The 11,596-nt window shown below is 68.5% G+C and carries 11 protein-coding genes and 1 pseudogene; 5 read left to right on the forward strand and 7 right to left on the reverse strand.

Annotated elements, in window-relative coordinates:
- A pseudogene (locus ARGLB_RS05415) lies at positions 1 to 254 on the forward strand (integrase); the annotation flags it as partial.
- A 127-nt stretch (positions 255 to 381) separates the two neighbouring features.
- On the forward strand, positions 382 to 1,392 hold the full coding sequence (locus tag ARGLB_RS05420) for a LacI family DNA-binding transcriptional regulator (protein WP_003799814.1): 1,011 nt from the start codon (positions 382 to 384) through the stop codon (positions 1,390 to 1,392).
- Positions 1,393 to 1,428: 36 nt separating this feature from the next.
- Here the strand turns inward: ARGLB_RS05420 and ARGLB_RS05425 are convergent, their stop codons facing one another.
- Positions 1,429 to 2,574 (reverse strand): FAD-dependent oxidoreductase, encoded by a 1,146-nt coding sequence (locus ARGLB_RS05425; RefSeq protein WP_003799816.1) that lies wholly within the window; start codon positions 2,572 to 2,574, stop codon positions 1,429 to 1,431.
- A 129-nt stretch (positions 2,575 to 2,703) separates the two neighbouring features.
- On the opposite strand from ARGLB_RS05425, the gene ARGLB_RS05430 reads away from it, so the two are divergent.
- The 3 genes from ARGLB_RS05430 (at position 2,704) to ARGLB_RS23965 (ending at position 5,552) form a co-directional block, all read left to right on the forward strand.
- On the forward strand, positions 2,704 to 3,579 hold the full coding sequence (locus ARGLB_RS05430) for a LysR substrate-binding domain-containing protein (RefSeq protein WP_003799818.1): 876 nt from the start codon (positions 2,704 to 2,706) through the stop codon (positions 3,577 to 3,579).
- Between the two features lie 103 nt (positions 3,580 to 3,682).
- Complete coding sequence (gene ribA / locus ARGLB_RS22350) at positions 3,683 to 5,281, forward strand: GTP cyclohydrolase II RibA (RefSeq protein WP_003799820.1); 1,599 nt, start codon at positions 3,683 to 3,685, stop codon at positions 5,279 to 5,281.
- Entirely contained in the window at positions 5,274 to 5,552 is a 279-nt protein-coding gene (locus tag ARGLB_RS23965) for an acyl-CoA dehydrogenase family protein (RefSeq protein WP_003799823.1), read from the forward strand. Before ribA ends, ARGLB_RS23965 begins: the two co-directional genes overlap by 8 nt.
- A gap of 23 nt (positions 5,553 to 5,575) precedes the next feature.
- Here ARGLB_RS23965 and ARGLB_RS05445 read toward each other — a convergent pair whose 3' ends face one another.
- From ARGLB_RS05445 to bioB, 6 genes are all read right to left on the reverse strand, one after another.
- On the reverse strand, positions 5,576 to 6,766 hold the full coding sequence (locus ARGLB_RS05445; protein WP_003799825.1) for a cytochrome P450 family protein: 1,191 nt from the start codon (positions 6,764 to 6,766) through the stop codon (positions 5,576 to 5,578).
- A complete protein-coding gene (gene bioD / locus ARGLB_RS05450; protein WP_003799827.1) occupies positions 6,763 to 7,461 on the reverse strand; it encodes a dethiobiotin synthase in 699 nt (232 codons plus the stop codon). Before bioD ends, ARGLB_RS05445 begins: the two co-directional genes overlap by 4 nt.
- On the reverse strand, positions 7,458 to 8,633 hold the full coding sequence (locus tag ARGLB_RS05455) for an 8-amino-7-oxononanoate synthase (protein WP_003799829.1): 1,176 nt from the start codon (positions 8,631 to 8,633) through the stop codon (positions 7,458 to 7,460). The genes bioD and ARGLB_RS05455 overlap by 4 nt, the downstream gene beginning before the upstream one ends.
- Positions 8,634 to 8,641: 8 nt before the next feature.
- Positions 8,642 to 10,084, reverse strand: coding sequence for an adenosylmethionine--8-amino-7-oxononanoate transaminase (locus ARGLB_RS05460; RefSeq protein ID WP_050934286.1), 1,443 nt, complete (start codon positions 10,082 to 10,084; stop codon positions 8,642 to 8,644).
- Positions 10,054 to 10,302, reverse strand: a complete 249-nt coding sequence (gene bsaP / locus ARGLB_RS05465; protein ID WP_043418099.1) for a biotin synthase auxiliary protein BsaP — start codon at positions 10,300 to 10,302, stop codon at positions 10,054 to 10,056. The genes ARGLB_RS05460 and bsaP overlap by 31 nt, the downstream gene beginning before the upstream one ends.
- Positions 10,303 to 10,409: 107 nt before the next feature.
- Positions 10,410 to 11,459: a biotin synthase BioB gene (gene bioB, locus ARGLB_RS05470; RefSeq protein ID WP_003799834.1), complete on the reverse strand. Its 1,050-nt coding sequence runs from the start codon at positions 11,457 to 11,459 to the stop codon at positions 10,410 to 10,412.
- Between the last annotated feature and the right edge of the window lie 137 nt (positions 11,460 to 11,596).

Genomic DNA, 11,596 nt, shown 5'->3' on the forward strand with positions numbered 1-11,596 from the left:
CCCTGACCCCGCATCAACGCGCCGCCGGGCATCCGAGTGTCCGCAAGCGGCCCGTCATCACCATGGACGCGCAGTTCAAACGACTCAAGCCAGCGGCAATGTCCCGGCAGATCCTGGCGCTGACCGGACAGCTTGAAGCTCTTGCCCAAGCGAAAGCTGCTCCCCGCGACTACAAGATCAACACCTGGTTCAACCCGCACCCGAAGCGGACCTTTTCTAGTGAGGCAACGAAGCAGTCTTCCCGGACCTATTGACGTGAGGCAACAGGTAGTCCAGGGGATGGGCTCCCTTAAAGCGGTCTTTTGTCCGCAGTGGAGGGCGGGCGGCTGCCCATGCGTAGTATGGTCCCCACACTTGATTCGATTCATAGGAAGGCCCCCGATGACGACCGGACCCAGCGTCAAAGACGTTGCTGCGCTGGCGCAGGTCTCTGTCGGGACGGTTTCGAATGTGCTGAACCGGCCCGAGCAGGTAACGCCGGAGAAGCGAAAGCGGGTGCAGGCTGCAATCGCCCAGCTGGGCTTCGTCCGCAACGAGTCGGCAAGGTCGCTCCGCTCAGGGTCCAGCCGCAGTGTGGGGATGCTGGTTCTGGACGTGCGCAACCCGTTCTTCACCGATGTGGCACTGGGCGCCGAGGACGTTGCCGAGAGCCATCGGCACTCATTCATCCTGGCCAACAGCAGTGAGGATGCAGGGCGGGAACAGGCCTACCTGGACCTGTTCGAGGAACAGCGGGTCCAGGGCATCCTGATCACGCCATTCACTGACGTCCTCCAGCGGCTGGAGGCGATGCACTCGCGCGGCATCCCGTCTGTTTTGGTGGACCGGCTGGCGGGGTCCAAGGAATTCTGCTCGGTGTCGGTTGACGATGTGGCCGGTGGCCGGGCTGCGGCAGAGCACCTCATAGCGAGCGGAGCCCGGCGGCCGGCGTTCGTCGGTGGCCCTTTCACGCTCCAGCAGGTTTCGGACCGGTACGCCGGTGCACTCGCCGCCGTGTCAGCCGCGGGCCTGACGCTGCAGGTGTTTGAAACTCCCAACCTGAAGTTCGACCGCGGACGTCAGATCGGCGACCTCATTGGTGACCTTCGTCAGTCGAAGCGCCCCGACGCCGTTTTCGCGGCCAATGACCAGCTCGCCCTGGGCCTCCTGCAGTCCTTCACGGCCACGGGAATACGGGTGCCCGAGGAGATCTCCATCATCGGCTTTGACGATATTGACTTCGCCTCGCAGTCAAGCATCCCGCTGTCCTCAGTGCGGCAACCCCGGCAGCTGATCGGGGAGCGGGCGGCGCAACTCCTGTTCGATGAGATCGAAAACCCCGCCGGTCATGTGCACCAGCAGATCGTGTTCACTCCCGAGCTTGTCATCAGGGACAGCAGCCGCCAGGCATAGGCCGGGCTGCCCTGGTGTGACTGCCCTAGCGTCTGCCTAATGTGTTTGCGCCAGGGCGGCGAGCCGGAACCGGTCAGGGGCGGGTCCCGCGCCGGAGGCCAGGTCTGCGGCGAGCTGGCCGATCAGTGGGGCGAATTTGGCGCCGTGGCCGGAGCAGGGGGAGAGGATGGTGATCCCGTCGGCCCGGTCCAGGATGAAGTCCTCGGTGGGGGTGTTGGTGAACAGGCAGGTGGTTTCGGCGTACGGTTCCGGAGCCAGGCCGGGCAGGTACTCTGCGACGTATTCAATGACCCGACGGCGGTTGTCCGGGTTGATCTTTCCGTCCTGTTCCGCTGCGGACGGCAGGACCTTGCCGCCGTTATATTGGGCGACCTTCTGTCCGCGGAAACCGGCGTCGCGTCCGCCCGGCAAGCCGTAGGCCTGCCAGTCCTCGCGTTTGTGGATGAACGTCGGCCCGGGCGCTGCTTTGTGGTCCGTGCCGTCGGCGTAGGGGAAGTGGTAGGCCTGTTCCTGGCGTACCTCGATCCGGGGCATGCCGGTGAGGAAGGACGGGGGCAGCGGGAGCGATCCCAGCAGCTGGGGGAGCCAGCCGCCGGCGGCGACGATGACGTTTGCGGCGCGCAAGGTCCGGCCGTCCCCGGAGGTCAGCAGGTAGCCGCCGTTTGAGGCGGTGATCGAGGCGACGGCCCAGTTGTTGTGGAGTTCCGCGCCGTGGGTTCCGGCCTGGTCAACCATGGCGGCGACGGATTCGTGGGCGTCGATCACGCCGGCGTCCGGGTGCCACAGTACCTGGGTGTCAAAGGCGATCTGCGGCCACCGGCGTCGGGCTTCGTCGGGGGTGAGCAGCTCGTGGTCGATGCCGCGTGCCGCCAGCACGGCCGCGAGGCGTTCGGGTTGGCGGATCGAGCCGTAGTCCACGGCGCCGGTGGGCGTGATGAGCTGCTTGCCGCTGAGGCGGGCCAGTTCGTCCCACCCGGTCTTCGCCTCCTGGACCAGGCCGGTGTAGAACTCCTCCGGGTAGGCGTAGCGGAAGATCCGGGCAGAGCCATGGGAGCTGCCGGCGTCGTTGGCGGGGGTTGAACGTTCGAGCAGGGCAACATCGTGCCCGCGGGCGGCGAGCTGCCAGGCAGCGGCAGCTCCGGACAGCCCGGCACCGACGACGGCGTATTCGGTCGATTCCATGGATGGCTCCTTCGGTGAGGGACAGGCGGCGGGGCGGCGCCCCTGTCCACATCCAGTAACTCACCCGGAAAGCCGGCCGGTCCAATATCATTTGACTAGTAATTATTAGCGTCCATCGAAAGAATCGCCATGGAACTCCGGCAGCTCCGGTACTTCCTCGTCGTCGCCGACGAACTGCACTTCGGCCGCGCCGCGGAACGGCTGCACATCACCCAGCCACCGCTAACCGTCGCGGTCAGGAGGCTCGAGCGGGAACTTGGTGTCCAGCTCTTCGACCGCACCACCCGCCGGGTGACGCTGACGGCGGCCGGCCAGGCGTTCCGGGAACGGATCCAGGCTGCCGTTGCGGAACTGGACGACGCCGCCGGTGATGTTGCCGACATCGCTGCCGGCAGGAGCGGCAAGATCAGGGTGGGATTCGTGAGTTCGGCCAGCTACACCACCGTCCCCGAGGCCATCCGGGCCTTCCGCCAGCAGCGCCCCCGCATTGACCTTGTGCTGCATCCGCTCACCAGCGGGGAACAGATTGAACAGTTGCTGGACGGAAACCTGGATCTGGGGCTCATCAGGGACCCCGGCGATGTGCCGGGGCTGAACCTCGAACTGCTGAGCACTGAAGACCTGGTGGTGGTCCTCCCCGAGGCGCACCAGCTGGCGGCAGTGCAGGAAATCCATCCCCGGGAGCTCGAAGGCGAACCCATGATCCTCTTCCCGTACCGCCTGATGCCGGGCTTCGTGGCGAGGGTCCTCAGGCTCTTCGACTCCTTGCCAACCCCGCCGATCGTGGCCCAGCAGGCCATCCATCAGGAAACCGTCCTCGGTCTGGTCGCCGCGGGTCTGGGGATTTCCGTCCTGCCCGAATCGGTGCAGCGGTTTCAGATGCCGGGAGTCACAACGCGCCGCTTCGTCGGCAGGCCGCAGACGGAACTCCACGTTGCGCGGGCTGGCGGCAGTGCTCCCGCCGTGGATGATTTCGTCCGGTGCCTTCGGGGACGGCTGCCGTAACAGCGCCCGGGAGGGCGGCAGGATAATTTACTTGAAGCTTTAACTAAATCCTGCTACCGTTAGTCTAAGATTCAAGTAAATTCGCCGGAAGGTCGAGGCCCAGATGACCGCATGTGTTGAAACCGCTCCGCCGGCGTCGGCCCTGTCCGCCACCGCGCACAGCCAGGTGACGGTGCGCAGCCAGGTAACCGTGCCGCTGCGTTTTCCGGATGGATATAGCACCACGGCTGAGGTGCTGACGTTCCGCGGCCTTGCGGACGGCAAGGAGCACCTGCTGCTTGCCCTGGGACCGTGGGAACAGCAGCTCCTCGCACATGACGTGCCGCTGGTCCGGCTGCACAGTGAATGCATGACCGGCGACGTGTTCGGCAGCCAGCGCTGTGACTGCGGTCCGCAGCTGCGCGAGGCTGTCGAGGAGATCGCGGCGGCAGGCGGATTCCTGCTTTACCTCCGCCAGGAGGGCCGCGGCATCGGCCTGTATTCCAAGCTCGACGCCTATGCCCTGCAGGACACAGGGCTCGACACCTACGACGCCAACCTGGCGCTGGGCCACGGCGAGGACGAGCGCGACTACACTGCCGCCGCCCAGATGCTGGACGCCCTCGGCGCCACGAGCATCCGGCTGCTCAGCAACAACCCGGACAAGGCCGCGCAACTGACAGCCCTGGGCATCAGCGTCACCGAACAGGTTCCCACCGGCGTGTACCTCTCGCCGGCCAATCACGGCTATCTGGCGGCGAAGCGGGACCGCACCGCACATACGCTGGAACTTTCGAGGGCCGACGTCGGGCCCGTACCGCCGGTGCCGGCAGGCACCGTTCCCAGCCACGACGAGATGCTCCGCCGTGTTGACGATCTGGTTCCCCGTTTGCGGGAGCGGGCGGAGGAAACGGAGCAGCTGCGCCGCCTCCCGGACTCCACCATGCAGGAACTGCAGGGGGCCGGCGTCTTCAGGATCCTCGCTCCGAAGAGTGTGGGCGGCTTCGGCATGGGCGTGGAAACCTATGCTGAGGTCATCCGGCGGCTTGCCCGGGGCTGCGCATCCACGGCATGGACAGCCGGGCACCTGATCGAGCACGTCTGGATGCTGGCCCGCTGGCCCCGGCGCGTCCAGGACGAAGTCTTCGCCAACGGGCCCGCGCCGCTGGCTGCCGCCACGAGTGCCCCCGTGGGTGCGGCCAGGAAGGTCCCGGGAGGATTCTCGATCTCGGGCCGCTGGAGCTTCGCCTCCGGGATCATGCATTCGGAGTGGGCCCTGCTGGCGGTGCAGTCCGACGGCGTCCGCCTGCAGTGCCTCGTTCCGGTGGCCGAGCTGGAGCTGCTGGATGTGTGGCACACGGACGGCCTGAGGGGGACCGGCAGCAACGATCTGCGCGCGGAGGACCTGTTCGTCCCCGAACACCGGGCCATGGATTGGACGCTCCTGAGCGCCGAAGACAACCCCGGCAGCCTGATCCACGAGGACCCGCTGATCCACACGCCCATGGCAACGCTGCTGAACCTGGTGGCACCCGCCGCCGCGCTGGGAGCCGCCGAGTACGCTGTCGGCGTCTTCCGCGAACAGATGCTGGTGCGCAAGGTGAAGAACACGGCTGACAACCGCCAGGCGGATTCACCGCTGGCCCAGGCCCGCTACTCGAAAGCCTACGGACTGGTGGCCACCGCGCCTGCACTGGCAGGAAGCGGTCAGGGCGGTGGCTGAACCCCATCGGCGCCGGCCATCAGTACTGACGGAAGAGGAACGCGCCAGCCACCGGCTCTCACTTGCCCTCAGCGGTGAGGCAGCAGAGGAAGCGGTCCGGCTCATTGTCGCGGGCTCCGGCGGGAGTGCCCACCGGCTGTCGCATCCCCTGCAGCGGATCCAGCGCGACGTGAATGTCCTGCTCAACCACCCGACGCTGAGCCTGGATCCGATCCTTGAGCAGGCGGGCCGGGGCCTGCTGGGCCTGGGCTTCACGGTTTCGTCCTTCTAGCCCACGCCCATTTTCGCCCCCGGTCAGCTTGGCCCGTTCGTTACAGTGGCGGTCCGGGGTGCCTGGAAGGACAGGAACCGGATCCAGTCCGGCTCATGGTCCCGCAGTTGGATCCCGGGCAGCGCCGCCGCGGCTTCCTGGACGATGACGGCCGCCTCCAGTTCGGCGAGCTTGGCCCCGAGGCAGCGGTGGATGCCCGAACCAAAGACCAGGCCGGTTGAGGATCGGCTGCCCGCCTGGGCCTGCGGGGACCGGCTCCCGGGTCCGGCGCCTGCCGTGATCAGGTTGCCCGACAGCTCAAGGAGTAGCTCTGTCCCGGCCGGGATCCGGTCGCCGCCGAGGTCTGTGCTGTGGGCTGCCACGCGGCGCCAGGTGGGAACGGACGATTCGGTGGCGAGCACATGCCGGACACTGGACCGGGAGCCGGCTTCCGAGGCCGCTTCCGCCCAGTCCACGGGCGCGGACCCCTCCAGCAGCCGGAACAGTGTGGTGCTGATCAGCTGGGTGGTGGTTTCCTGGCCGGCGATCAGCAGGAAATAGCCGAGCGAGCACATCTCGGTCCTGGTCAGGCCATGTTCGGCCAGCGACTTGAACAGGTTGCGTCCCGGGGCCGCCACGGATGCGGCAACAAGCCGGCGCAGCCAGCCATAGAACTCGGCGGCGCTGCGGGCCAGCTCAAGCTGCCGGTCCCCGTCCGGCCAGCCCCAGAACAGCTCCATGGAGTCGAGGCCCCAGCGTTTGAGCTCGGCAAGGTCCCGCACGGGGAGCCCGAGGAGCTCGAACATGATGACTGCCGGGGGAAAAGCCGCCACCGTCTGCACGAGGTCCGCGTGGCCGGACCGCTTGAGCCGGTCGGCGGTATTCGCCGCCGCTTCCCTGGCCAGTTCCCGGATGCGAGGCTCCAGGGCGGCGACGGTGGCGGGTGTGAAAAAACCCGCCACCACCTTGCGGATGCCGCTATGCGTGCCGGTGTCGTTGCTGGCCAGGACCGGAGGCAGCGCGAAACCCGCGCGCTGCAGCACGCGCAGGGCAGGTCCCTCCAGCGGGGTTACGGCCACCAAGGCATTGGCAGGGCTGAAATCGGCAGGCCGGTGCAGGACCTCCCGCACCGATTCCGGGTCCCGGACCACATGATAGGGGCACCTGGATCCGTCGGGGGCTTCCGCCGGTGCCAGTGTTGCCGCGGTGCCGGCGAGGACCGCCACCGGCATCATGCGGACACCCCGTTCAGCCAGGCGGCTGCGCCGTTCAGCCAGGCGGCTGCGCCGGCACGGAAGTCAGCCGGGGACAGTTCGGACGCCCGGCCAGGAAGGGCGCCCAGGAGCGGCACCGGCAGCGTCCCGAGAACCTGCCGGTTGCTGTGGTGTACGGCGTCGGGGCTGGCCGGCCAGCTTCCGAGGACCACGCCGAGGACGTCGAGCCCGCGGGCGGACAGCGCCTCGAGCGTCAGGGCGGTGTGGTTCAGCGTGCCAAGTCCCGGCCGGGCGACGACCACAAATGCCGCCGCCAGGAGGGAGCCGAGGTCCGCCAGGGTGCCGCCGACCGAGTCCAGCTCCACGAGGAGGCCGCCGGCGCCCTCCACCAGGACGTGGTCGTGGGCGCCGGCGAGCTCGCGGATCCGCTCTGCGTGCGCGGCCAGCGAGGGCAGCGGCGTCCCATCGATGGCCGCAGCTGCGACGGGCGCCATGGGTTCCTGCAGGACGACTCCGGCCTCAGCAGTCACGGCGCCGGCCAGCCGGACGATTTCGGCGGCATCGGAATCGCCGTCGGCGGCACCCGACTGGCACGGCTTGTACACCGCCACGCTGCGTCCCGTTCCGGACAGGACGGCGGCGAGGGCCGCCGTCGTGATGGTTTTGCCGACGACGGTGTCCGTGCCGGTGACTAGGATGACGGGGGACAGGTTCATGGAAGTTCCTCCAAAATGCCGCGCAGCACTGCGCAGCTGGCTTCGATTTCCTCGGGCGTAAGCGTGGCGCGGGCGGTGAGCCGCAGCCGCGGGATCCCGTCCGGAACGGACGGCGGGCGGAAGCAGCCGACCCGGACGCCGGCACGGCGCGCGGATTCGGCGGCGGCCAAGACTGTTTCCGCGGACGGCATGGGGATGGACTGGACGGCCCCTGCTGTCCGGTCGGGGGCCGTGCCGTTTTGGCCAACAGCGCCCCGTCCGGCAAGGGCTGGGGCCAGCCCGGCGGCCAGTGCGGCCGCGTTGCTGTGGACGGAGTGCGCACGCCACGGTTCGCCCCTGATGATCCGGGCGGCGGCGAGAGCCGCGGCGGCGGACGCCGGCGCCAGCCCGGTGTCGAAAATGAAGCTGCGGGCCCGGTTGAGGAGGTGTTCCCGCAGCAGGGCGGATCCCAGGACGGCTCCGCCCTGGCTGCCCAGCGCCTTGGACAGCGTGGCCGTCACGATCACGTTGAGGTGGCCGGCGAGGGCGGTCCCCGCCACGGCGCCGCGCCCGGCAAAACTGCCGCTGCCGGTGACGCCGAGGCTGTGGGCTTCGTCGATGAGCAGCACGGCATCGCGCTGTTCAGCCACGGCCAGCAGGTCGGCGAGCGGCGCCGCATCGCCGAGGACGCTGTAGACGGATTCGACGGCGATAACCGCCCGCGGCTCCCTGCGGTCTGCCAGCAGGCGGCCGGCTTCGCCGACGCTGTTGTGGGCGAACGATTCGGTGCGGGACCGGCTGAGCCGGAAGCCGTCGATCATCGAGGCGTGGCAGTGCTCGTCCGCAATGATCAGGGTCCCGGGACCACCCAGCGCCGTGATCACTCCGATGTTGGCCAGGTAGCCGGAGGAGAAGACCAGCGCAGCTTCCATCCCGGCCAGCGTGGCCAGTTCCTGCTCGAGGTCCAGATGCAGCTGGGTGGTGCCGGCAACCAGGCGCGATGAGGTGGCGCCCGCACCCCACCGCGATGCGGCCTCTGCTGCTGCCCCGGCGACCCGCGGGTCCGTCGCGAGGCCCAGATAGTCGTTGCTGGCCAGGTCGATGAACCGTTCATGCGCGGTGCGGGGGAGCGGGCGGCGGACCTGGCCCCGGCGTTCCCGGACCGCTGCCTGCCGCTCGAGCCACTGGGTCATCGAGCCGCTCATGACGCGCTACCCGCTCGGACCGGGACGCGTTGGCCCCGGAGTTCAGGACCGCCGGCTTCTCGGCCCCCGGCTTCTCGGAGCCGGGCTTCGTGGACCTCGGCGACGGCCGCGGTCATCCCTTCCGTGATCTGTGCGATGTCCGCCGCCGTGCTGATGTACGGCGGCATGGTGTAAACGAGGTTCCGGAACGGCCGGACCCAGACGCCATGGCGGATGGCTGCGGCAGTCACGGCGGTGACGTCGACGGCGTCGTGCAGCTCAATGACCCCGACGGCGCCGATGGTCCGGACGTCGCGGACGGCCCCTAGTTCCATCGCGGGGGCGAGCCCGGACGCCAGGCTGTTGCCGATCCGGCCGACGTCGATCCGCCAGGTCCCGGTTTCGATGATGCCGAGGCTGGCGTTGGCCACGGCACAGGCCAGCGGGTTGCCCATGAACGTCGGGCCGTGCAGCAGCGCACCTGCCTGGCCGCCGGAAACAGCCGCGGCCACCTCGGCGGTGCAGAGCATGGCGGCGAGAGTCAGGTACCCGCCAGTCAGGGCCTTGCCCACGCACATGATGTCAGGCACGACGCCGGCATGATCGGCCGCGAACAGCTCACCGGTGCGGCCAAAGCCGGTGGCGATTTCGTCGAAAATGAGCAGCAGCCCGTGCCGGTCCGCCACCTGGCGCAGCGCTGCCAGGCATTCGGCGGGATAGGCGTGCATGCCACCGGCGCCCTGGAGCACCGGTTCGACAATGATCGCCGCAAGTTCTCCGGAGTGTGCGGCCGCGAGCTCCGCCACGCCCGAAGCCCACGCCTGGACGGTTTCCGGCGTGGCCGAAGCCGCCGGCGGACGGGGTGCAAATACGTTGCCGGCCAGCAGCCCGGGGAAGGCCGAGTGCATGCCGTCCACCGGATCGCAGACACCCATGGCCGCGAAGGTGTCGCCGTGGTAGCCGCCGCGCAGGCTCAGGAACCGCTGCCTCCGCGGACGCCCGGCCGCGGTCTGGAACTGCACCGCCAGCTTCAGCGCAACCTCGACGGCGACCGAGCCGGAGTCCGCGAGGAACACCCGCTCCAGCCCCGGCCGGCCGGGCGCGGCAGGGGCCATGTCCACCAGGCGCTCGGCCAGTTCCACGGCCGGGGCGTGCGTGAGACCGCCGAACATGACGTGGCTGAACTTCGCCAGTTGCCCGCTGGCAGCGGCATCCAGGGCCGGATGGCGGTAGCCATGGATCACCGACCACCACGAGCACATCGCATCGATCACCTCGTGGCGGGTTCCATCTTCGCCGCGGAGCCGCAGCCTTACGCCGCCGGCAGCCTCCACTTCCCACAGCGGCAGGTCCGCTGCGGCCGGCGCATAAGGGTGCCACAGCCGGGCGCGGTCCCGCTGGATCAGGTCGGTCTGCTGCGAAGCCGGCGTCACGGGACCAGCACCCCGTGGCGGGAACATTCCGCGGACCAGCCCAGCGGCGTGACCTGGACCTTCATCCGGCGCCTGCAGGCGGTGCAGTAGCGCGGCGGTTCCATGGCCAGGCGTTCCCCGCACGTCCGGTGAGCGTACGACGGCGGCCCGTCGCCGCCGTCGTACTGCCCACCGCAGTGCCCGCAGAAGGTACCGCTGGTTGAGCTTGCCGAGGCCCCGGCGTTTCCGGTCGGAACTGGGGCCACGACCGCCGGGTTCCCTGGCCGAGGGCCCACACCGGCGAGGGCCCCGGCCTGAGCTTGCGAAGGCTGGGAGCCGGTGGGGACTTGCGAGGTTAGGGAGCGGTTGGGGATCATAGCGTCTTCTGGAGTTCCTTGATCGGCATGTTCAGTTCGACCAGCAGATTAAGGTCGGCGTTGGCGGGGCGGCCCAGGGTAGTGAGGTAGTTGCCGACGATGACGGCATTGATGCCACCCATGAGGCCGTCGCGGGTGCCGAGGTCGCCCAGGGTCAGTTCCCGGCCGCCGGCGTAGCGCAGCACGGTGCGGGGCATGGCCAGGCGGAACGCGGCAATGGCGCGGAGGGCGTCCCTGCCGTCCATGATGCCCTGGTTCTCGAGCGGGGTGCCGGGACGGGGGTTGAGGAAGTTCAGCGGGACCTCGTGCGGCTCGAGGGCTGCGAGCTGGGCGGCGAGTTCGGCACGCTGCTCCAGGGTTTCGCCCATGCCGATCAGGGCGCCGCAGCACAGTTCCATCCCGGCTGCCTTGACCATGTTGCAGGTGTCGAGGCGCTCCTCGTAGCTGTGCGTGGTAACCACTTCGGGAAAGTAGCTGCGGGCCGTTTCCAGGTTGTGGTTGTAGCGGTGCACGCCCCACTCGGCCAGCTGGTCCACCTGGCGCTGGGTGAGCATCCCGAGCGAACAGGCGATGTTGATGTCCACTTCCTCGTTGATGCGGTCGATCGCGAACTTGATCTGGTTCATCAGCTTGATGTCGGGGCCGCGGACGGCGGCGACGATGCAGAACTCGGTGGCACCGGTGGCAGCGGTTTCCTTTGCGGCCTTGACCAGCTCGGGGATGTCGAGCCACACGCCTCTTACCGGGCTGTCAAAGAGGCCGGACTGGCTGCAGAAGTGGCAGTCCTCCGGGCAGCCGCCGGTCTTGATGGAGATGATGCCCTCCACTTCGACATCCTCGCCGCAGTGCCTGAGCCGGACCTCGTGGGCAAGCTGCAGGGCCGCGGGAAGGGCCTCGTCCGGGACGCGGAGCACTTCCTCGAGCTGCGCCTGGCTGAGCCCGATGCCGTCCTCGAGGACCTGCCGGCGGGCGGTTTCCAGGATGGGGAAGGTCTTCGGGAAGGTAGCGTCGCCTGTGGCTTCGCTCGCGTTTGCCTGAATCGTCATTGATGGGTCCTTTGCGTCTGATGGCTGCGGATATTCCTCCGAACTGACGCTAATTCCCCATCGGGGGCAAGATTTTGTGGGGTCCCCACAAGCAGATCGCCGGGACATTAGCCGGGTCCCTACCTGAACCGGGCCCG

This window comes from Arthrobacter globiformis NBRC 12137 (genome assembly GCF_000238915.1).
In the GTDB taxonomy this organism is placed as follows: domain Bacteria; phylum Actinomycetota; class Actinomycetes; order Actinomycetales; family Micrococcaceae; genus Arthrobacter; species Arthrobacter globiformis.